The organism is Nocardia abscessus NBRC 100374 (assembly GCF_000308455.1).
In the GTDB taxonomy this organism is placed as follows: Bacteria; Actinomycetota; Actinomycetes; order Mycobacteriales; family Mycobacteriaceae; genus Nocardia; species Nocardia abscessus.
In genome coordinates this window covers 1-23,199 of the sequence record NZ_BAFP01000256.1, presented here as the reverse complement: position 1 = coordinate 23,199, position 23,199 = coordinate 1, and the positions used below count along the sequence as shown (strand labels likewise).

The 23,199-nt window shown below is 60.7% G+C and carries 13 protein-coding genes, 1 tRNA gene and 2 pseudogenes; 4 read left to right on the top strand and 12 right to left on the bottom strand.

The features are described 5' to 3' along the window. On the bottom strand, window positions 1-595 hold a 595-nt coding region (locus ON19_RS31885; protein ID WP_043701281.1), incomplete at its 3' end, for a hypothetical protein. A 386-nt stretch (window positions 596-981) separates the two neighbouring features. Between ON19_RS31885 and ON19_RS31880 the strand changes: the two genes are divergently transcribed. Further along, window positions 982-1,063: transfer RNA gene (locus ON19_RS31880), tRNA-Leu, on the top strand. A 99-nt stretch (window positions 1,064-1,162) separates the two neighbouring features. Here the strand turns inward: ON19_RS31880 and ON19_RS31875 are convergent. Both ON19_RS31875 and ON19_RS42390 read right to left on the bottom strand, forming a co-directional pair. Further along, window positions 1,163-1,618: an SbtR family transcriptional regulator gene (locus ON19_RS31875; RefSeq protein ID WP_051169508.1), complete on the bottom strand. Its 456-nt coding sequence runs from the start codon at window positions 1,616-1,618 to the stop codon at window positions 1,163-1,165. Next, window positions 1,615-1,845 (bottom strand): hypothetical protein, encoded by a 231-nt coding sequence (locus ON19_RS42390; RefSeq protein ID WP_157229929.1) that lies wholly within the window; start codon window positions 1,843-1,845, stop codon window positions 1,615-1,617. The genes ON19_RS31875 and ON19_RS42390 overlap by 4 nt, the downstream gene beginning before the upstream one ends. 107 nt (window positions 1,846-1,952) lie before the next feature. Between ON19_RS42390 and ON19_RS31870 the strand changes: the two genes are divergently transcribed. From ON19_RS31870 to ON19_RS31860, 3 genes and pseudogenes are all read left to right on the top strand, one after another. After that, a complete protein-coding gene (locus ON19_RS31870) occupies window positions 1,953-2,717 on the top strand; it encodes a Hachiman antiphage defense system protein HamA (protein WP_043701279.1) in 765 nt (254 codons plus the stop codon). Beyond that, entirely contained in the window at window positions 2,707-6,213 is a 3,507-nt protein-coding gene (locus tag ON19_RS31865; RefSeq protein ID WP_051169507.1) for a DEAD/DEAH box helicase, read from the top strand. Before ON19_RS31870 ends, ON19_RS31865 begins: the two co-directional genes overlap by 11 nt. A 186-nt stretch (window positions 6,214-6,399) precedes the next feature. Then, a pseudogene (locus ON19_RS31860) lies at window positions 6,400-7,479 on the top strand (IS110 family RNA-guided transposase). Window positions 7,480-7,858: 379 nt separating this feature from the next. On the opposite strand, the pseudogene ON19_RS40950 reads toward ON19_RS31860, so the two are convergent. The 9 genes and pseudogenes from ON19_RS40950 to ON19_RS31820 form a co-directional block, all read right to left on the bottom strand. Continuing rightward, window positions 7,859-8,053 (bottom strand): annotated as a pseudogene (locus ON19_RS40950) (IS481 family transposase); the annotation flags it as partial. A 336-nt stretch (window positions 8,054-8,389) separates the two neighbouring features. Beyond that, a complete protein-coding gene (locus ON19_RS31855; RefSeq protein ID WP_043701276.1) occupies window positions 8,390-9,646 on the bottom strand; it encodes a GNAT family N-acetyltransferase in 1,257 nt (418 codons plus the stop codon). Further along, a complete protein-coding gene (locus ON19_RS39820; RefSeq protein WP_086006759.1) occupies window positions 9,643-10,638 on the bottom strand; it encodes an FkbO/Hyg5 family chorismatase in 996 nt (331 codons plus the stop codon). Before ON19_RS39820 ends, ON19_RS31855 begins: the two co-directional genes overlap by 4 nt. A gap of 48 nt (window positions 10,639-10,686) precedes the next feature. After that, complete coding sequence (locus tag ON19_RS31845; protein WP_157229928.1) at window positions 10,687-11,793, bottom strand: DegT/DnrJ/EryC1/StrS family aminotransferase; 1,107 nt, start codon at window positions 11,791-11,793, stop codon at window positions 10,687-10,689. Window positions 11,794-12,035: 242 nt separating this feature from the next. Beyond that, window positions 12,036-13,211 carry a 2-deoxy-scyllo-inosose synthase gene (locus ON19_RS31840; RefSeq protein ID WP_227954939.1) on the bottom strand — a complete coding sequence of 392 codons (1,176 nt, stop codon included), beginning with the start codon at window positions 13,209-13,211 and terminating at the stop codon, window positions 12,036-12,038. A 70-nt stretch (window positions 13,212-13,281) separates the two neighbouring features. Next, window positions 13,282-15,258, bottom strand: a complete 1,977-nt coding sequence (locus ON19_RS31835; protein WP_043701270.1) for a carbamoyltransferase family protein — start codon at window positions 15,256-15,258, stop codon at window positions 13,282-13,284. Window positions 15,259-15,309: 51 nt separating this feature from the next. Beyond that, window positions 15,310-16,965, bottom strand: a complete 1,656-nt coding sequence (locus tag ON19_RS40945; RefSeq protein WP_157229926.1) for an AMP-binding protein — start codon at window positions 16,963-16,965, stop codon at window positions 15,310-15,312. Window positions 16,966-17,182: 217 nt separating this feature from the next. Beyond that, complete coding sequence (locus ON19_RS31825; protein ID WP_063709513.1) at window positions 17,183-22,318, bottom strand: type I polyketide synthase; 5,136 nt, start codon at window positions 22,316-22,318, stop codon at window positions 17,183-17,185. Window positions 22,319-22,512: 194 nt separating this feature from the next. Then, a partial coding sequence (locus ON19_RS31820; protein ID WP_043701264.1) for a beta-ketoacyl-[acyl-carrier-protein] synthase family protein occupies window positions 22,513-23,199 on the bottom strand: 687 nt, incomplete at its 5' end.

Sequence of the window (23,199 nt, the reverse complement as noted above, 5' to 3'; positions counted from 1 at the left end):
CCACCAAACCCGCTGCCGCGCCGATCATCTGGGCCACCGCGAGCAGCTCCGCGTCACGAGCGCCACCGGCCTCGACCGCGGCGGCCGCGAGCAGACCCTGCGAGTGTCCGACGATCGCGACGGGCGCGTGCTCGGCCGGATCCAGACCCTGCAAACGCAGCGCCCGCACGGCCGCCACCTGGGTCAGCAGCACACCGGGCATGGACACCGCGGCCGAGCGCAGCACCTGCTCGGAAGGGGCGGCGGAGGCCTCGCCCTCATCGGTGTCGGCCAGCTCGTTCTCGAGCATCCAGCCGATCGGGTCGAAGCCGACGGGACGGACCACCAGCAACTGCGCCGCAACCGGCTCGAGCAACGCGGCCGCCTCGTTGACCAGCGCGGTCAGCTCCGGCTCCAGCGCGCTGTCGCGCCCGATCTCCTCCAGCTCACTCAGCCACTGCGCACCCTGCCCGCCGAAGGCGAGCGCGTACGGCGCGCCGGCGAGCAGACGATCCAACAGCGGCGACCGCGCCCCGCCCGACGCGGCCTTCCCGGCGGCGGCTACCACCTTCGCGCTCTGTCCGGACTCGGTCTTGGTGCTCTCGTTGATCGTCAAGACGCTTCGACTTCCTTCTCCATGCGACATGCCTCGGCGACACGCCGGTCCCTACCGGTTCACGAGTGATCGCGGGTGATCGGCCTGATACCGGCGAGGATGGCACAAAATCATGAGGAAATCCTCACGTTTGCTCCCGGGCGAGGCTATTACTTAGGAGTATTCGTGTACGTGCGTACCAGAACAGTGATGAACATGACTCCGCCTCATGTTTGAAGGCGCTGGTCCATCGGGTTACCAACGCGTACGAAACATGAGCGCCCCTCACGTTGCGGTTGTCCAAATTGTTATAATCCCAGGTAAGGTTACTGACGAGTACGCCACACCCGCCCAATGCTTCGCGATGGGCGAAACGCCCGGTAGAGTTTGGACGGTCGTACCATCAAGCGCGAGTGGCGAAATTGGCAGACGCGCCAGATTTAGGTTCTGGTGTCCACGGACGTAGGGGTTCAAGTCCCCTCTCGCGCATCACTCGAGCACGGATTCATGTCACATGTGACATGAATCCGTGCTCGATCACCACTCTTCCCCCCCGACTCGCTCGCTCACCCCGAGGTTCTGCCGCGATCAAGGAATTTTGAGCGGCGGCGGCAACTTTGCGTGGTTACCGTGCGACGCCGCACCAGGCAGCGGCGCCGCGTGCTCGCCAGGTTTCATCGCATCGGCCATCAGCACCAGATACCTGGGCCAGCCGTCACCGGATTCGGTGAACTGCAACGCGCCTACCAGCATGACCAGTAAAGCGGGAAGGTCGTCGGCTTCAAGGTCGGCTCGGATCGCCCCCTGCCCCTGAGCACGTTCCAACAGGTGCCCCAGCGCGGTCAACAACTCGCTCGTCGACACATCTTCGACCGAGCCGAGGCGCTGCGAGGAATCGAGCCGGCCCCGTTCGTTCGCAAGCAGTGAGAGCAGGTGCTCGAAAACCAGCATCAGCCCCTCGGCCGCGCTGGCCCGTCGCTGCGCAACCATCAGGACCGGAGCAATCTCGTCATCAAGTAGTTGCTGAAAAGTGGTGGTTATCAATGCATCTCGGTTGGGAAGTGGCGATAGAGGGTTGCCACGCCGACGCCGGCCACAGCGGCGTCGTCCAGACACACCGCGGTGTCATCCGCGGCCAAGGCTTTGCGCGTCGCGGCGAGAATGCACGCCGCACCCGTTGCTGCGTCGGAGTCTTCAACCGGAAACGACAGTCTTGCAGATCGCGCATGAGTTGCGCGGACGAGCCCAAAGGATCTTTCGGTCTCCAACATCGATTGTCACATCCGAAGTGTCGCAAAGAATTTAGGTACCTCGCTGCTTCTCGGTACAGTTCGTCCAGCGAACACCTGGACTGGGAAGGACGCGTGATCGGCGGGAAATGGCTGACTTTCGGAGCTGGTGCGCCGTTGGAGCGCCTGTACCCATTGGCGGCCACCATGCCGGCGTCATCGAGTCGCACGACGACGCCACGGGCATCGCCACCCTCGCCGCAGGTCTGCCGAGTGCGTACGCCGAATCCGAGTCGCTCTCGTTGATCGCGCAGCGGTTGGGGAAGGATGCCGTGGCGAAGTTCCTTAGCAACAAGCTCCCGACTAAAGCCAGCGCTCGTTCTGGGGACATGGGCGAGATCCTCGCGACGGCCTACCTCCACGAGGAGGGCGGGTATGTGGTTGGTCCGAGCCGACTGATTCAGCGCGACCATCAAGAGTGGGCGATGCGGGGGGATGATGTGCTTGGGGTGAAGCTCGACGCCGACGGCAAACCCTATATCGCCAAGGCAGAGGCCAAGAGCCGCGTCAAACTGGGCAAGGGCACCGTCACGGAGGCTCGCGAAGGTCTAGCGCGCAACGATGAGTTGCCGTCGCCGCACTCGCTCGTCCAGTTCGCCGAACGGCTCCTGCGCACGGTCGACGGTGACGTTGGCAAGGCCGTGCTTGACCTGCAGCTCGTAGAGGGTATCCGTCCCGACCGCGTCGGTCACCTGATGTTTCTGTTTACAAGCAGCGACCCTAGCAAGCATGTGGCGGCAGATCTCCAGGCATATTCGGGCTCGGTATCGCAGCTGACGATCACGCTTCGAGTTCATGGCCATCAGGAGTTCATCAAGGGCGCCTATGAGAAGGTGACAGCCGGTGGCTCGTGAGGCGCGGGAGCTGACGGAGAGCCTGATTGCGGCCACGGACGCCGGCTTCCGCGGGCGTCTACTGGCTCGCGGGCAGGCCCAATCGATGATTCGCCGGGCTGGCGTCTTGCCGCCGGACGCGCCTCAGTTCAGTCCCTTTCTGGACGCGGACCTGCTCAACTACGGGTACTCAATGCTGTCCGCCAGCCTCGACCTGCTAGAAGCCTCGGACGATGACACGACCGGACGGATCGCCTTAGCCGGGCGCGGGTTCATTCAGAGTTCGTACGCCATTGAGGCCGCCATCCGGAATGCGGCGCCACGAAGAGATCTGGTCTTTCACGGGCTTGTCGCTGGCGCGGCCAGCCATCTCGGGGGCTACGCCGCGCGGGCGTTCTCGCTGATCCAGACGAGCCGCGGGTCGGGTCGGCTAACTCCGATGGAGCTGACGCTGGCGGACCTTCTGATGCGCGACTTGAGTTCCGTCGAGCAGCGGACACGGTTGCTGCGTTCCTCGCCTCAGGTGTCCGATGAGGCTCTCTTTGCGGCTCTCACCGTGGTGGATGAGAGCGTGGATGATGAGAATGCTTCGGACCAGGTTGGCCCCATTGTCCTTCTCCTGAGCGAGAACTACCTCTCGGCGGTCTCGGCCGCCTTGTACTCGATCGAGATCGGCAGCCGAGACCTGCTCGAGGGCGCTCTTGAAGAACTGCAGCTTGGTGAGCAGGCGTCCTCGGACGTGAGCGCCTCCGGGCCATGGTGGGTCTACCGCCTTACCCGACATCTCCTGGGAGGCCTGTTTGACACCAGCCTTGAAACCAACATTCCGAGCGAGCCGCCGCCCGGAGCCGCTGACCACGTCGAAGGGTGGCGTTTTCTCCGGCGCACCTTCATCGCGTCGCTCTTGGCGCGTGAACGTTCCGAGATAGACCTGTGGCCCTCACAGTTGCACGTCGTCGACCGGATCTTCCAGGACCAACGGGACCTCGTTGTTGCGCTGCCGACCAGCGCGGGCAAAACCCGCATCGCCGAACTGTCGATCTTGGCTTGCCTCGCGCAGAAGCGACGTACAGTCTATGTCACCCCGCTGCGCGCATTGTCCGCTCAGACCGAGCATGTTCTCGCCCGAACCTTCTCCCCGCTGGGCATCCGCGTCTCCTCCCTCTACGGCAGCATGGGGACGAGCGACGTCGACGAGGACACCCTACGTTCCAGCGAGATCGTGGTGGCAACTCCGGAAAAGCTGGATTTCGCGCTTCGATCCGACCCGTCAGTCCTGGATGACATCGGCCTTGTCGTCCTGGACGAGGGACACATGATTGGAGCCTCTGAGCGTGAGGTTCGCTACGAAGCCCAGATCCAGCGGCTGCTACGTCGTCCAGACGCCTCGACCCGCCGCATCCTGTGCCTCTCGGCGGTATTTCCCTCCGGGAGCGAACTCGACGACTTCGTCGCGTGGATTACCGACGACGAGCCGGACGGCCTGCACCGCGAGTCATGGCGGCCAACGGAGCAGCGCTTCGGCCTCGTCGAGTGGCGTGATGACCACGCACGACTGACTATCACTCTCGGACCTGATCAGCCCTTCATCCCTCGCTACTTCGAGACGAAGAAGCCGGGCGGCCGGCGCAGGAAGACATTTCCAGCCAGCCAACGCGAACACGTCATCGCTACCGCGTGGCGTTTGGTCGAGGAGGGCCAGACCGTCCTTGTCTTCTGTCCCCAGCGGAACTGGGTGGAACCGTACGCCGGCGCAATCATCAAGCTCCACAACCAAGGTCTCGTTTCCTCGGTGCTGCCGCCTGACGTGGACCTGAGCGACGCGCTTGCCGTGGGCGCCGAGTGGTTCGGCGCCGACCATCCCATCCTGGGGTGTCTTGAGTTGGGCGTGGCCATCCACCACGGAGCATTACCCGGTCCTTTCCGGCGCGAGGTCGAACGACTCTTGCAGCGAGACAGTCTGAAGGTCACCATTGCCTCACCGACCCTCGCGCAAGGGTTGAACCTGTCCGCCTCGGCGGTACTGTTCCACGGGCTTCGACGCGGCGGGGATCTGCTCAAGGGTTCTGAGTTCGCGAACGTGATCGGGCGCGCAGGCCGCGCGTTCGTCGATACCGAGGGGCTTGTCCTTTACCCCATCTTCCAGCCCACCCGGGCACGCCGGCGGGAATGGCGCGAACTTACGCAAGGTGACGGCGGCAAGGCCCTGCAGTCCGGACTCATCGAAATCGGCGTCGCTTTATTGCGGACAGTGCTCGCATCGCAAGGGCTCGCTTCGGTCGAGCCTCTGCTCGCATACCTCACCGGCGGGCCGGACTGGTCCCTGCCCGTAGTGCCTCAGGAGACCGACGAGTGGCGGGCCACTGCAGCCGACAGCTGGCGGTCGAATCTCGCACTACTCGATATCGGGATCCTGAGCGTCATAGGTGACGGCGACCAGGACGTTGACGCAGACGCCGCGACGCAGATCGTTGCCAATGCTCTGCGCGATTCACTTTGGGAGCGTCAACTCCGCCACTACGCCGACATGCCAGCGGCCGCCCTACGTGAACTCGTGTACAGCCGGACCAAGCACTTGTGGCGGACAGCCACGCCCTCCCAACGCCGCGGATGGTTCCTGGCTGGGCTAGGGGCGAACGCCGGGTCCGAGCTCTCCCAGGTATCCGGACGCATCATCGCCCTAGCAGCTCAGGCCGAGACCGCCATCCTCATAGAAGATTACGAGACCGCCGCCAACCTCCTCGTGGCCATCGCCGAAACGGTGTTCGCAGTGCAGGTCTTCGAGCCCGAGACGGCGCTCGATAACTGGGACGACGTGTTGAGACACTGGGTTCGCGGGTCGGCCCTGAGCCACGTCGCCGGTGACCGCATCGAGATAGCGCAGTTCATCGAGGCGGACGTGATCTACCGGTTGGTCTGGGGAATGGAGGCCGCCAGGGTCTACGAAGCCGCCCAAGATAACGACGACACCTTGTTGGGCACAGCGGTGACCGCCATCGAAACGGGAACGTTCAACCAGGCAGCCTCTATCCTCATCCGCTCCGGCTTCGACCACCGTCTCGCAGCCATCTCGGCGGTGACAAGCACCGGCGCCACATTCGACTCGACGAATGGCATGCGTCAGTGGATCGACGATCTCGACCCTACGCACGCCCTCAGCGAGAAGTGGCCGACACCCGAGTCTCGGTCGGCCTGGGAAGAATTCGTGAACCCCTCGCGGACACGGCGCTCACGTCGATGGCGCCGCAGAATCGAGGACATACAGGATGTCACTTGGTACGGGATGGTACCGGACCCGAATACATGGCTGCGCGTGACTGATGCTGGCCCAGACAAGATCGAGATCTGGTCGACAGGCTTCAACCTGCTCGGCGAAGCCGCAATTCGCCTCGATCGCGAGCGGCAAGGCGTCTTACGTGCTCGACGACACCGGGCTGACACCGGGATCCGCCTGCATTATCGCGGCCCGGGCGACCTGCTCCCAAAGACGCCGAGCACGCCAAGCGCTGATCCGTAAGATTTCGCCGCGGCACCCGCAACGGAACTAGCGCACGCGAACATTTCATCAGCACGGTGCGCTAGACGGAATGAGGGCCCACTGAGGTCGGGGCCGGAAGCCTCGATTCTGCAAAACCGCGTGGGTTGCCGGGATGAAACTCATTTCGGTAGAGCCACATTTGCAGGTCAAGAGGCCCCGGCGAGTATCGAGCGTACGAGTGTCGGCTTGAGGTGCATGCGTTGTCGGTGGTGGCGTGTGGGATCGACAACGAGACCGGGCAGCTGACGCGGCAGCGGCTGTGCCCGGATCCAGGCCAAATCCTGGCATGGCTGGTCGGGCTGGCGGGGCCGGTGAGGGTGGTTTATGAGGCCGGGCCGACCGGGTTCGGCCTGTACCGGGCGCTGACCGCCGCCGGGATCGAGACAGTGGTGGCCGCGCCGTCGAAGTTGGCAGCGCCCGGCCGGGGATCGGGTCAAGACCGACGCTCGCGACGCGCTGCACCTGGCGCGGTTGCTGCGCCTGGGTGAGATCGTGGCGGTCGCGGTGCCGACCGTGGGCCAGGAAGCGGCCCGTGATCTGGTCCGTGCCCGCGAGGACGCGCGCGGTGATCTGATGCGGGCCCGACACCGGTTGTCGAAACTGCTTCTGCGGCAAGGGATCGTGTATTCCGGTGGGGCGGCCTGGACCGGGACGCATGATCTCTGGCTGCGGAGCCAGCGGTTCGACCAGCCCGCGTCGCAGGCGGCGTTCGACGCCGACTACGAAGCGATGACGCTGACCAGGACCCGCCGCGACCGGCTCGATACCGCCATCGCCGAACTGGCCGTCGACAGCGACTACACCCCGACCGTGCGCCGGTCGGGCTGTCTGCGCGGGATCTCGACGCTGACCGGGTTCGCCCTCGCCGTCGAGATCGGGAACTGGCATCGGTTCACCGGCAAGACCATCGGCGCCTACCTCGGGCTGGTCCCGACCGAATACTCCTCCGGCACCACTCGATCCCAGGGATCGATCACCAAGACCGGCAACACACACGCTCGACGGCTGCTGGTCGAGGCAGCCTGGCACCACCGCAAGACCTACCGCAACCCCACCACCATGGGCGCGCGGTGGGCGCTGGCACCGCCCGCGGCCCGCGCCCGCGGGCACGCCGGCAACCATCGTTTGCACCACCGGTGGGAACAGTTCACCGCCCACAACAAACGCCCGGTGATCGCCAACGTCGCCGTCGCCCGCGAACTCGCGGGCTGGTGCTGGTCGCTGGCCGTCCTCGACGACGGCTGACCAGCGGCCCCGAGACCGCGGCCGGGCGGCGAACCCTCGATTCGGCGTGCGGGACGAGTTGCGACACAGCTATGGGCAGCAACACCTTTCATGTTGCAACGCTCGACCTCTAGACCAGCGGCACCGTCCCCATCGAACAGTCGTCTTGCGGTAACCAACCCGCGCATATCAGTCTGACCACGCCGTCGCCAACCCACGACACGACCCGAGCAGACCCCGCCCAACCGCACACGAAAGCGGTCCCGGCAACCCACGTTACCGGGACCGCTTTCACCTGCCACTTGACAGAACAGCCCTACATATCAGCTGTAGGAGGGCTGGAACGTTGGTGACGCCGCTCCGGAGCCGTGATGCGGGTGGCTGACCGCCTGTCCGCATTTTCGTCGCTGTCGCGGCCGTGGATGCGCCAGCCACCGCCACCGGGAATCCGGCCGACTTTCTTCACGTTGAGGTGGGCCATATGGCCGGGCCAGTGGGCGATGATCCTTTGTGGCTTGCGGTTGTTCTCGCCGTTCGGGTCAAGGAATCGGCGCTTGCCCAGCCCCAACCGCGTGAGGTGTCTGGTGACGGTGCGGCGGTTGATCACGTCAAGGGTTCCGCCTACCCCGACGCCCGCGCCCACGGGGCGGGACAGCCAACCATTAGAAGATCCGACCCCTTGGCGCGAGGAAGGACTACGCGTGCGACAGCGAAGGTACCGCATTCGAATCGGCGACTCGACGGTCACAGCAGTGACCGCGGACACGCCGAATCAAGCGTGAGAAGGCAATTTCCGTTGACCCATCAGCGCCGGTCGTCCAGTCAAGATCGTGTCCATCGTCAACGAGCGCACCCGCGACTGCCCAGGCTGGTCGAACGCTCCGTCACCCCAACAGCCGGACCAGAATTGGGCCCACGCAGGGGCACCGTCTCAAAAGCTTGTACCGCAAAATGGTCGCTCCCGAGTCTGGAACAAGGCCGCCAGCCGCGCAACTGAGTTGCCTGTAATCCCTTTAATGCGACCAGCCTTCGCCAGTATGTGCGCGTCGAATCCACCCAAGTATAGGCTTCCCAAATCGTCCAAGTTGATTGTGAGATCGGGCTGCGTATCATCTTTGCGACATTCTACTGAGCCATTCTCCGTGATCAGCCGGTAGTTACCACTGGCCAAGCCCACCGGATCCTCCACTTGGATTACCAGTTCGTCGTCCGATGCATACCTTCGCATCGAGAGCGCTGACGCCACATCAACGATCCGCACCCAAAGCTCATCACGGACACCAACAATTCGCACGCAACGAATATCATCGAGCTTCAGCGGAAGTGGATCCGATTGCGATATCTTCGCCCTCAGGACGTCGAACATCTCAAGACCGAGAAGCGCCTCCCATAGGTCCGAGTGCGCCGAATCAGATGTTGTATACAAATCTTCCACATGTACCACCGGTCCTGCCGCCTCGTTTACAAACCGATACGCGGCATAACCTTCTGGATGAACGAAATAGAATCGCTCAGAGCATATTCCGTTGCGCTCACCTCCGTCGGAGAAAAACAGCTCCCACCACCCTACGGATCGCTTGACCGCCCCCGGCATCACACGTGCACATACTTCGTAGATCGATGGCAGGATCTCACGGGCGTGCGCCGAATCGATACTGGAGACGGTTTGTGCGGCCGCAGCGCGCGTCGGAAACGTCGCGAAGCGGCGGTCGATCTCAATTTCCTGGACGCGAGAGGCGGGACCGAGGCCGAATCTCCGGTAGATTGTTCCCTTGCTCGGCATCCCGATTAGCAAGGGGTAGCCGCGTGACTGCACGAGACTCAACAACTCGGTATACATTGAGCGATATATCCCCAGGCGACGGTGAGTGGGCTCCACGAGGCTCATGCCGCCGCCAGCGGCGCCGACTATCTGTCCGCCCGGTACGGTAACGCTCAAACGGTAGAACATTGCGGTGCCTACCAGCTTGTGCGCCTGAGCTGTGCGATCTTCGGTGACCAGGATATCGTCCAGGTCGACCTGACGCCTCCACGATTCGCGAAAAACGGAATCTGATCGTGTACCGAACGCGCGGCTGTGCGCGTGTTGGATGGCCTCCCAGTCGCCCTCCGATGCGAGCCTGACTCCGAGGTCATGCCTACCCGGTCCAGTGCGCGCCAGCTTAGCTCTTGCCGAGACGGTGGTCATATAATCCCCTCTATCTCCACGAGAAGTTCCTTTCGGCAGATATCCATGTTCAGAAATCTGATGTCAGCGTCTGAAGAAAATACGCTCATGCATTTATTCCGAATCAACTCCAGATCCTCCCGCCGCCTGACGTAAACTTTGATCGCACCCAGATCCCCCAATTCATAGCCGTAGCTACGCCCACTCCCCTGTAAATTTGAATCGCTGATCAGTTGCGATATATTCTCCAGCGTTACGTCGCATTGCAGATGAATATCGTCAGCGTGAACGGACTCGTGTCCGAGGATACTCGCAGTGCCCGAGATGAAGAGCGAATCGCGAGTCGAATCGGATGCTTTCGACTCCAGCAAAGTGGCACGCGCGAACGTGGGGGATTTAGGGCCATAATTTCGTGGATATTTATACGCTGGCACCTGTCGCGGGTTCTCGATATGTTCTGGTGTTCCGGTCCTACAGCTCAAGAAATAGAAAGTGATCCCGTCCCCCCTCGATCCAACTCCGGTTGCGGCCGGGATCTTTTTGCCGAATGATTCAAAGGCTTCCGCCCTGCCGCGACAGAAGTCTCGATACACTTCGAGCCCTTCGCCGTTCACGTCATTTATCCGACCAACATAGTTCCACATACGAAACAACTCGGGGAATCCTAGTTCGTCGGCAAGTTTGAAGGATTCGGCGTACGCAGCGAAAGTTTGCTCTGTATAGCGTCGCAAGTGCGGTATATACCCAGCACAGAAAAGATGCTCGTCATCATAGGCATACGTCAACGCACCGACTTGACCCACTTCTCTACGTTCGGCCGTCCTCCATGTTTCGAGGAAGTCGTCAAACCCGTCGGCCCGAGATCTAATAGGCACGTATGGGATTCCATTTTCTATTCGGATACCCCTGTCATCATCTCCGAATGCGACAATCGCTAGAGCATTCTCGCCGCCCTTAAGATCGTCCATGTAGCTGCGGTAGACACATCCTATGCCCAATTTCGCGTCGATCATTCTTACTCTCCAAAATGCCTGCCGACACAGTTGGCTCGAGGTCGGAAGTTATACCCCGAGGTATCGATGCCCGACTTTGTTCAACGACTGTGCAATGTCGTGCACATCCGCTTCGGAGCCCAGGAGGGCACTGTGATGGAATAGTATGGTGCGTTCCCGGTAGTCATCTGCACCGGGATATGCACCGCGGATTCCTTCACGCTCCAGTGCCGCCTTCCATAGCGCGAGGTACCGCTTCTTCGTGTGTGGTCGGAGAAGAACACTGCGATGAAGTGGCACGCGAGGTGAATAAACCCGCATTCCGAGTTCTGCGGATAACGCATCCGCAACCTCTTCAATAGTTCTTTTACGAAGCAAATTATCTTTTATCTGCAGCCCGTACTCATATATCGCTCGGGCTGTCACGGGCGGTGGCACCGATATAGCTTCGAACAGGTCTGAGTCTGCGATGATCGCCTCAAGCTCGGCTGCACGTTGCGCGCGCACTTGGTTTTGCCCGTCGAGTCGCCCCAACTGATCCAACAGAACGGCAGCGGTCAGCTCAGACATGCAGTAGTTGGTCCCCATTATCTCGCCGTCTTCGACAAGTTCTGCTTCGCCGGGCGCCGGTGACTTGTGGACATATCGGCGGGAGTCGGCGCGGAGCATTTGAAGTCGCCGAAAATGGGCTTCGCTATTGGTTATGACAGCGCCTCCCTCGCCGCCAGCGAGCGTTTTGGCGGCGCCGAGGCTGAACACGCCCAGGTCGCCGACAGTCCCGACTCGATGCCCGTTCCATTCCGCACCGTGGGACTGCGAGCAGTCCTCGATAAGCGCCACCCCGGAATCAGCGGCGAGGGCGGAGAGACTGTCGAGGTCTGCCACGGTGCAGGCCAGGTGGACAGCGATGATCGCCCTGGTGCGATCGGTTATCGCCTGGGCGACCGATTCCGCAGTAATGCACCCCGATTTCGCGTCGACATCCACAAGTATCGGAACCGCGCCCACTCGAAGGATCGCGGTGACCGGCGCGACCCAGGTGAGGACGGGCACGATCACCTCGTCACCGGGACCTATGTCCAACGACTCGAGGGCGATCAGGAGTGCGCTGGATCCATGATCAACGCTCACGCAGTAGCCCACGCGGTTGTATTGTGCGAACTTCTCGGCGAACAAACGCTCGCGTGCTATCTCACCTGTGCTTGGCCATGTGAGGGACCATCGAGCAGAGCGCAATGCGGCGAGGAGGCTCGCTTCGGTGTCATGGTCGTAGACGGGCCACGTCGGCCAGCAGCGGCCGAAGCGCACGGGCGTACCCCCCTCTACGGCCAGCCGCGGTTTGGCTGCTCGGCTGTGGTCGGTGGGGCTCGTGCCAGTTGCATGGCCACTGGGTTCGCGCGCGTCGATCCGGGTCGGAGTCATGACAACGAACCCGCCGTATTCCCCAGCTGCAGATGCTGAGAAGGACTGGAATAGACAAGTTCGTCCAAGCAATCTGCTATTTCATCGAGGGTGACCGATACGAGCGGCAGATTGTCGGTCCGCAGGGGCTTGCCGAGCTCTTCGAGAAGTACGAAGGGTGTGCTGTCCTTCGCTACCGGTAGATATCCGCGCTTGTTGTCGTCACGGACCACTTCGATGATCTCCGCGACAGGGATCTCTTTCAAGATCTCTGTACCGACGCCTAACGCGCCGATCAATGTGTCGTGCGTCTCGAGGTCTTCCGCTGGCAACAGACCTCGTGCATGTGAGATCCGGGCCGCAACCAGCATGCCGATCGCAATCGACTCGCCATGTGAGATGCCTGCGGCACCTCGCCGGCGATGGTCAGCCAGTTCGATCGCATGGCCCACCGTATGGCCGTACTCGAGGACAAGCCCCGCCCCCCGTTCGTACGTATCATCGGCTGTCACCATGGATTTTGCCTGCATGCTCGCATCGAGAAGCCACAGGAGGGTAGACGGCGAGGACAGATTCCTGGCCTCGAGAGCCATCCGAAGTCCGGGCACTGCTGCTGGGTCGATGGCGAGACAGTTCTTAGCCATTTCACAAAGGCCCGACCGGAGTTCGCGCCCGGACAGGGACCGGAACAGCAGGACATCGGTCATTATCGCTTGTGGTGTGTAATAGCAGCCGATGTGATTCTTTCCGACCCGACTGTTGATGGCCTGCTTGAGGGAGAGCACGGAATCCATGGCCGCAATCGTTGTGGTCGGGATATGCACCAAGCGGATTCCGCGGTAGATCAGGCTGGCGATAAGACCAGCGAGGTTTCCGGGTATACCACCCCCGAGCGAGACGACAACGGACCTTCGCGAGGCACCGGCAGCGATCGCATTCTCGATATGCTCAGACATGCAGCTGAGAGTTTTCATAGACTCGCCGGGCGGATGCGAAAGTACGGTAACGGGAGTGCCGAGGCCTATGGAGTCCAATAGCGCCTCACCGTACAGCCCGAACACGGTATCGTCCGTTACAACGAAAAATCTGTCCGCTCCATACTGCTTCAGCCGATGCCCTATCTCGTCTAGACAATCCTCGCCGAAGAGATACGGAAACCTCGAGTGCCCAATCTGAATTATTCTCTCGTCCATATGACTCACCATCCGTGTCATGTATTCATTCACGCGTCATTTGAAACTTTTCCGCTATCGCGATTGACATCTAAATCGGGATGATCCGAATGAGGCGGCGGTCCCAGAGGGACCACACTTCCTTGCACACACGGTCCTTATCCTCGGAATCGAGTGACAGTTCACCGGCGCTCGAATGGTTCTCGATCAGCTGGGCGGTCTCGTCACTGATCGGATAGATTTGGTTGGGGAACGCGTCACGCAATACGCCGACGACTGTGCCGAGCCGCCGCGTTCGTCGCGACAGGGAGCAGAACGGCATCATCTCGACCCGCGCCGTCAGAAGAGCCTTCTCGATGTGGTCTTTTCTGGTGACCCTGTATGGTCCGATGAACAGTCGGTCCAGTCCTGTCGTGACAAATGTCGCGATTGCATCTTCGGCAGATTGGACGATTGGTTCAGATGAATTGTTGAACGACGTATTGAGGAGGACAGGTGTGCCAGTGCGTTTCTCGAACTCTTTTAGCAGCTTCCAATACCGGGGGTTGGCGGCCTGCTGGAGGATCTGTACCCGGGCAGTACCATCGATGTGCGTAGTCGCGCCCAAATGTTCACGATATTTGTCTCGTACCGGCACGACGAAGCCCATGAAGCTGTGATCGGCCGAGACCGATGACAAGTCGAAATATCTTTCGGCGTCCTCTGCGGTGACGACCGGCGCAAACGGTCGATAGTCTTCGCGCTTCTTGATCAGCCGGTTGACGCGATCGCGGTTCGATGCCGGGCGTGGATCGGCGAGGATGCTGCGGTTGCCTAGCGCCCGGGGTCCGAACTCCGCCCTGTCGTGGACCCAGGCCACGACCTCATCGGCTGCCAAGCAATCAGCTGCCGCTGCCGCGGAATCAGCGACCTCTTCGAAAGTGACATAGTTACCCCACTTCCTAAGGGTCGATTCGATATCTTCCGCAGTACCGACAGAACACCCCAGATACACAGTATCGGAATAGCGCCGACTCGACCGTTGCGACCGACGCGGCGACACTTCTTGTTCTGCGAGCATCGCCGCACCGAGGGCCGCACCGCCATCGTGCGCGGCTGGCGGAATAAATATTGTATCGAGTCCACGGAAGGACAGGAGCTTTCCGTTCAGCGAGGTGTTCTGCGCGACACCTCCGGCCATGCACAAGTTCTTTGACCCGGTCTGTTTCAGCCAGTATGACACAATGTGCAAGGTGATCCGTTCGAGGACCTCTTGGGCTCCTGCCGCCAGGTCTTTGTGAGCTTGGGTGATCACATCGGCTGCACGACGGGGTCGGAATCCAGATTTGAGCAGGGTGCTCATCGCTGCTTCGTGGAGTAGCGAGTACGTGCCGTCGAGGCCCATTGTGTACATGTCGTCAAATAGAGAACGATAAGTTGCGGCATTCCCGAACGACGCGAGCCCCATCACCTTGTACTCGTCGAAATTTCGATACCCGATGAGCCGGGTGATTGCGGTGTAGAAATGCCCGAGGGAGTGTTGCCGATCGTATGTTCTCAGTAGGCTTATTCCATTTTCATCACCATGGAACACGCTGACACCGTCGCGTTCAGCATTTCCGTCCGAAACGACGATCAATGATTCCCTGAGACCGGAGTCGTAGAAGGCTGATGCAGCGTGAGTATCGTGGTGCCGCACAAACGTCAGTGCTTCATCGGCGAATTCATGGCCCGTGATTTCGTAAAGTCGGTGATGTAATTGTTCACGAGGCTTCTTCGCTGTCATGTGCGGGTCATGCGCGGCGATCTCTGCGAGGCCAGCGTCCACATAGCCCTCTTCGAAGTAATAGGCGACGCGGGTTACATCGATCGCTTTCAGCCCCGCGATCTGCAAGCATGCCTTGATCGCTTCTACTGGAAAACGGAAGCAGTGCTTGTCTCGGTTCAGGCGCTCTTCCTCGACCGCAGCAATTGTCTTCCCGTCGTCGACGAGACATGCCGTTGCATCGTGGCTGTATTTGTAGAATGTGGTGGGATCGTAGTCGTCGAGCTCAGTCGTGAAGAGACCCGATATTCCCAGGACTGCCATTTCGTATCTCCGTCGGTTTATTCTGGGCCACATAATTTGAATGTATGCCGGTCAGGATTCGCCCTCGATGGCTACTAGGCGTTCACGCAAGCGCGTTCGGTCTATTTTCCCCATACCCGTCAGGGGGATCTCCTCGACGGTGTGCAATACGTCGGGCAACTTCGACAATGAGATTTCGTTGTCTCTGTAGAATTTCCTCACATCTTCTATTCCGACTACCGTGTCGGCCTGGCATGAGATGCCAGCACCTATACACTCACCCAGCTCTCCGTGAGGCATGACAGTTGCCGCAGCTTCCCGAATACCCGGAATTTCTAGGAGGATGTTGTCGACGTCTGTGAGCGAAATTTTTTCTCCACCGCGGTTTATAAGTTCTTTGATACGTCCGGCAACTTCTATCCGGCCATCTCCTCGTTTCCGAACAAGATCTCCGGTCCGGTACCAACCGTCCGCATCGAATGCACTTCTATCGAGTGCGTTCCCCTCCGCGATGTAACCTCGTACAATTGATGGTCCACGAGTTATCAACTCTCCGATTGACCCGTGCGGCACCTCAAGTCCCTGCGTATCCACTATGCGTATTTTGTCCGCTGCACTGACGGGACTTCCTTGAGTGCCCTCGACAATTTCAGGCGGATCATCACGGCGGGTCATGCATACCAGACCCTCAGACATCCCGTAAACCTGCTGTACGGTGACATCGAATACACGCGCCAACTCTCGTGCCAAGGGTGCCGGCGTTACGGCGCCGCCTACCAGTAGTACACTCAGAGTCTTCAGTGATGGAGCCGTATTGACATCGCATGACTGAAGATAGCGAAGCCACCTGTACGCTACCGCCGGGACGATCGCCGCTACGTTTACCGAGTGTTCATCGATAGCACGTAACGCCCGTTCGGGATTAGGTGTTTGCCCGAAGACAACAGTGCCACCGGCATTGAGGACACCCAAGATTCCGGGTGAAGCGAGGGTGAAATTGTGTGCCGCGGGAAGGCCGGCGAAGAATACGGTAGAAGCGTTGATCCCACTGGCGTCGGCACAGCAGGTAAATGCGTGAATGTAGTCACGATGCGTGTGGGGTACAAGCTTGGGAATTCCTGTTGTTCCTCCTGAAAGGAGTATGACGACATCATCGTCCGCTGTTAGCTGCTCGTGGTTCTTTAGTAGCGATGTCCGATGCGTCCCGGGTGGCCGCAAGGAGGTGATGGCGCGAAAAGCTATTCGTCGCTCGTCTACCTCGCTGTCTGCGATAATGACAGGGCACTTATCCAGAAATCGCTCGGAAATACGTTCGGCGTCGAGTCTGTGATTATGGCTTCGATATGCATCTATGGTGACTATGGCGGTTGGATTTGCCAGTCGGGCGATTTGTGCGAGTTCTCTGGATCGGTGCGTCATCAATGCCAGAACGGGCACTGCACCAGCACGCTGACATCCCAAGAATGCCACGAGGAACTCGCCACTATTCGGCAGTTGGACAAGGACACGATCCCCCCGGCCGATACCACAGTTCGTCAGCATTAGGGCGAATGAATCTGCTGCTTTTCCCAGATCATCGTATGTGAGCGAACGCAGGTCGTCTCGCACAGCGACCTTTTGCCCATAGGCAAGAACCCAGTCATCGATGAGTCGTTTCAAGGGCTTCGGCGCTGATATCGGTTGGATATGCAGACTGTCTGCAACCTCTGTGACCTGTCCATCGGCCATGATGTTGAGAAACCTCCAGCCCACTACAGAGTGAGAACATCTGTCAGTCGGAGTTCCGATCGGCTCCGAGATATGCTTTCGCGACGTTGGCGCCGTTATTGGCCTTAACGCATCACCACGCGACCAATGCTGTCTGCGTCGGGACTGTGTCCCCCAGGCAGGTGCCGACGGGCCCAAGCTTCTGCGCGTACAGCCTTAAATGTTGGCGGGTCAGTGGCTAACGCGCTGTCTGGGCGTTTCCGATCTGGTTGGCGATGTAGAGCGCGATGCTTGCCGCGCTCGGCTGATCCCACATCAGACTCGCGGGGAGTTTGACACGAAAATCACGTTCGAGTTTCCGGCGTATGGTCAAGGTCATCACTGAGTCCAGTCCGAGGTCGTTGAGGGCCCGGTCCGCGCTGATGTCACTGATCGAGAAGCCCGTCTCGCCGGCGATTCGGGTCCGGACGGTGGTTTCGATCCTGGATTGATCAGGTTGAGCTTCAACTAGCGAGGGAGCGTCGACGGGAGGGGCAGATTTCGGGAGTGCGGTAAGCAGAGGGTTGTGCTGCGCGGCGTCAACGTCGGTGAATCGCACCACGGCGAGATGTCCTTCTCCTGCGACCTTGGCGGCGTCCCAGGCGGCGAAGGCTTCGTCAGCGGTGATGTCAGCTGCACCGCAAGCGGAGAGCTCTGCATCGATGAGTGCGCTAGAAGTCGACATGCCCAGGCCGCGCCACGATGTCCACGACAATGAGAGAGTTTCGTCACCGTGGTGACGGCGGTATGCCGCTATCGCATCGAGATATGAGTTCGCGGCCGCATAACTGGTCTGGCCGGTGAGGCCGAGCAGAGGTCCGCAGGATGAGAAGAAGACGAGGAAGTCGAGTTCTCCGGGCGGGAAGAGCTGGTGAAGTGTCTGAGCTCCATCGACCTTTGGGCGCATGACTGAAGTGAGCGACTCCGGGCTGACATCGAGTGCGATCTTGTTATCCAACACACCTGCGGCATGGACGACTCCCCGCACTGGCGGGAGATCGACTACCTCTTGGTCGAGGGCGTTCGCGAAAGCCTCGAGATCTGCGACGTCGGAGTGTAGGACTCGGACTCTGGCGGTACTGGATCCTCGGATCTTTGCGACCGCATTGTCACCAGGTGTCCCGCCGGATCGGCTGACTAGCACCACTGCGCCAGCGCCGCGATCGATGAGCCAGGTTGCGACTTCACGGCCGAGCGCACCAAGGCCGCCGGTGATCACATAAGTGCCGTCTGGACGGCAACGTAGTCGGCGTGCACCTGTGGTCGGCCGTGCGGGGACGAGCCTCGCGGTGTGGCAGGTCCCGGCTTCGATCGAAATCACGTCGTCGGATGGTTGTACGGCTAGGAGTTCGACGAGTCTTCTGAGGTCTTCGGGCTGGTCATGTGCGGGCAGATCGACAATGCCGCCCCACAATTGAGGGTGCTCGTTTGCCATGACTCGGCCGATGCCCCACAGGGGAGCGCTTGCAAGGGATTCGGTGTGCTCAATGCGTCGGACACCACGAGTGATCGCCCAGATGCGCGGATTCTTGACCAGGGATCGAGCGGCGATGACTTGCACCGCCTCGATCAGTGCCCACGCCGCCCTCTTCGCCTGTTCGGCCGGACCTATTGCTTGGTCGTTCTCGGGATGCACCAATACGACGGCGCGATCGTCTAGGTCCGCCGGTAGGGAAGACGCAGTCTCCACGTGGTCGGTAGTCATCGCTCCGCCTGGTTGCGTCCAGGCCAGTGGCCGACCTACGGTGATCAACCGATCAGGACTGCGGCGATCCCGTCGCTGTCTGCCCGGGCTTTGAATGGGTCTCCAGTCGATGGAGTGGAGCAGCCCGGAGACTGCGTCGACATCTGCATCGGCGTCAGGCGACCGGTACTCGATACCGCCGAGGTGGCCTAGTGCCTCGCCGCTAATCGCTGTGATCGTGACGTCGATCGTGTCGGTCAGTCCCCGCCGAAACGTGCCTTCGATGAAGGTTGTGCGCGGAGGCTGCCCGGCCAAAACGATGTCCTGGATCGAAGCCGCCATCTTCAGGGTGCGTGAATCCGTCGCCGCCACGGCCGCGATGGACAAAATCGCGTCCAGGGCCGGTGCCCACGTCGTGCTGGCGCCGGGATCGGCTTCGATGACGGCGGCGAAGCCGTCCGACGTTCTGCACAGGTAGGTGACGTTCCACTCGAATCCCATGGAAGTGACGCCGACACGATGCAGGTGTTCGGTGATTTCGGCCGTGTTCGACGTTGGCTCGGCGAAGACTGTTGCGTCGGGTAAGTGTGTGCCATCGGATAACTGTGTACGACTGGAATCAACTCGGGCTGAGATGTTTTCGGTCCAATCCTCCGTATCGGCGCGGCGACTCGCTACCGCGAGGCGATCACCGGACATGCAGACCTGGATCTCAAGTGGATGGGTCGTGGTGATCGGGACCCGGAAGCTGATGTCACGAAGCCGGATGGGTTTAGCGCGTGTGGCGCTTGCGGCTAGCAGCGTGTTGACGATTACCGCCGCCGGTACGACTTCCGTTCCCTCGACACAGTGTCGACCCGGATAGGGACGCTGTTCGTGGGTGAGCAATGTCGTCCATATTGTGGCAGCGGTAGGAAGGTGAACTGATTGCTTGGTACCGAGTAGCGTGTGGGAGTCCTTGTCATGACCGACGTGGTTGCGCACTGTACGGCTTCGCCCGCGGAACCAGTGTTGGGTCCTCGCCCACGGATACGTTGGTAGGTCGATGAGCATTCGCCTCGGCGCGGCCGTCCAGTCGATCGTGGTGCCGGCGGCATACAGCTGCGCTCGGTTCAGTTCGATCTCGAATCGTTCTGGCCTTTGCCGCCTCGTCGAGTGGCATATAGCCCCTTCAAGGCTGTCATGGTGCTCAAGGATTTCATGGATCGCATGGGTTACCACCGGGTGCGGTGAGACCTCGATGAAGTGTCTGAACCCGTCGGCGATCGCCGCCGACACCGCTTGTTCGAAGCGGACTGGATTGCGCAGATTCTGCGCCCAGTATTCTCCGTTCCTCGCAGCCGTTGCGCGAGCGTCCTCGAGCGCGGTGGAGTAGACCCTGATTTGGGGATCTGTGAAGGGTAGCTCCGCTAGTGCGATCCGCAGGTCCTGCAGCAACGGCTCCATCTGCACGCTGTGGAAGGCAACGTCCGAGGCGACTCGGCGCGTTTCGATGCCTCGCAGTGTAAGAAGTTTTTCGACTTCATCGATCGCCTCCGGGCTGCCTGCGATCACCGACGACCGCGGGGAAGTGTAGATCACCGGCATGGCGCCGGATTCCTTGTCGAGCACACGCGCCAGGACATCGAATGATGCCGCAGCGAAAAGCATAGATCCCTGACCAGCGACCTTCTGCAACAGCAGGGAGCGGCGGCAAACCAGCCGGGCGCCAGTACGCGAGTCGAATACGCCAGCGACGGCAGCGGCTGCGATTTCCCCGACGGAGTGACCTAAGACCGCGGCTGGGCGCACGCCACGCGCGTGCCACTCTGCGGCTAGACCGATCTGCATCGCGTAGATCATCGGCTGCGCAAGGTGTGTCTCGGCGAATTCGCCGTTCATCAGCGCCGACCGAGCAGAGATTCCCAACTCGGCCTGAAAGATCGGATCCAGGTCATCGATCGCCAAGCTGAACTCGCGGCTGTTGCGTAGGAGTTCAGCTCCCATGCCTGCCCACTGAGAGCCGTGCCCGGAGAAAACGAATACTGGTCCAGTAGTCGCGGTGATCTGCCGGCCACCTCCGCTGTACTGACTGACGTCGGTCGCCAGCGACCGCAACGTGTCGATCAGCTCGCTGGTGGTGGTTGCAACCACACCTGCACGGCATCGATGATGCTCACGATGGTGGATCAATGTGCTGGCCACATCCGCCAACGCCGCTTCGCTCGTCGAGAGGAAGTTCGCAAGCCGCTCGGCCACCCGAACGAGGCCGGACTCGTCATGCGCGGAGAGCGGGACCAGAACCGGTACCTCATAGTCCGATTCGGGATCCTCCACAGCCGTCGGAGTCGGAGCTTGCTCGAGCACGACGTGCGCGAGAGTCCCGCCATAGCCGTACGCCGACACTCCCGCGCGTCGTGTAGCCGTTTCGTCGGGCCATTTGGTGATTTGCTGAACCACCCGCAAGCCCGACTTCGTCCACGGTATCGCCTTGCTGGGAGTCGAATTCGGCTGCGCTGGAATGACCCCGTGCTTGAGAGCCATTGTTGCCTTGATGAGTCCGACGATGCCCGCGCCGGCTTCGAGATGTCCGACGTTCGCCTTCGAGGACCCGATCAAACACGGCCGGTCGGCTGGCCGGTCGGCGCCGAAAACCGCAGCCATCGCTTGTGCTTCGATGGGATCGCCGGTGGGGGTACCCGTGCCATGAGCCTCGACGAAGTCGACGCTCGAAGCATCAACGCCAGCTGCGCTGTATGCCTTCCGAAGCAGATGTTCCTGAGCTGCGGCATCGGGTGCCATGATGCCGTTCGTCCGGCCATCTTGGTGCACAGCAGTGCCCAACAGGAGCGCCAGTATCCGATCACCGTCGCGTTGTGCGGCTGAGAGAGACTTAAGGATGACCACCCCGGCGCCCTCTCCTCGACCGTAGCCGTCGGCAGAGTCATCGAAAGACTTGCTTTGGCCATCTTTCGAGGTTGCTCCCGCGCTGTCGAGGATAAGAGTTAGGCCAGGCCCAGCGATGATGTTGACTCCACCGACAATGGCGAGTGGGATCTCGCCGGTTCGCAGCGCCTGGCAGGCGAGATGGACTGCCACCAGCGAAGACGAGCATGCTGTGTCGACAGACATGCTTGCCCCGCGCAGGTCAAAGCAATAGGACACCCGGTTTGCCACTCCGCAGATCGATGCCCCCACGCCCATCCACGCCTCGATCGCAGCGGGGTCCTGTAGCATCCACCGGCCGTAGTCGTCGGACCCGACACCCATGTACACGCCAGTATCCGTGCCGGCCAACGAAGCCGGCGGAATCCCGGCATGTTCCAGAGCCTCCCAGGTCGTCTCTAAGATGATCCGTTGCTGAGGGTCCATCAACTCGGCTTCACGCGGAGCGACTCGGAAGAATCGGCTGTCGAAGCGCGCAACATCATCGAGGAAGTTGCCTTGCGTCGTCGCTGCGTCCAAAGCTCGGTGTACGTCTGGGTCACCGTCTCGGTACTCGTCCCAGCGTCCGGCCGGCAACGGCCCGGTCGAACATGCTCCGGCGAGCAATGACTCCCAAAATTGATCAGGCGATTCGATCCCGCCAGGAAGCCGACACGCCATGCCGATGATGGCGATCGGCTGAGGGCGCTCAATTTTCTGCGCCCAAGCGTCGTTAATACCACTCATTACGATACCTGCCCATCATCGCGTATCACCGGTCGAGACAAGGGTTGAATCTTGCCGCTGCACAAAAGCAGCCGGAACAGACCGGGCACCTTTTACAGTGTCGCGCCCACCGGTCAGCGACACATCTGGGTTACCTGAATCAACTGGTCACAGAATTTTCAAGTTCAATAAGAAAGACGTAATGGATATGGTGGTCAGCTGTTGAAAGCGCGGACTACTGCACACATCCACGTGAAACCACCGCCCGCGCCTATGAGAGCGGCACATCGGCCTGGCTTCAGTATTTCTTGCTCATACAAGTAGTTCAGGTCCGCGCCCCAGTCGCCGCAACCGAGGTGTCCGGTGTACTGATCGTTTCGGATAGTCGATGCGATGCCAAGACCTTCGAACACAGGAGTATAGATAGCCTCCAACGTATTCGTTCCAACTCGCGGCATGGCAACGAGCTGCAATTCATTGCTTCCGAGTGAGATGCCAGCTTCTTCGATTGTTCGAACCAACAGATCCCGCACCTGGGATCGCGCGGTCTCGAACACGAAATCAGCACCCAGTGCATCGATAGCTTCATCGGTGACGGTACGAAAGTCGGCAGGCATCCCACTTCCGAGTGGATGCGTACTGAAGGGTATCGATCCTCGGTTCATCACTTCGAATGCAACCGTCGTGCGTGTGCCCAACGCTTCGAGCCGGAAAGGAGCTGGCCGCTCCGATGACGTGGTCAGCACCAGGGCCGTACCCGCGTCGCCGAGGGCAAGCGCCGGCTGACAGTTCCAGCGGTCGATCCCGGGCGCGATGAAGCGGTCTGCTGCGGTGACCAGTGCGGTTTCCGCGTCCGACACTGCCGTAAGGCGCAGCGCAGCCTGCTGGATCGCCAATGCGCC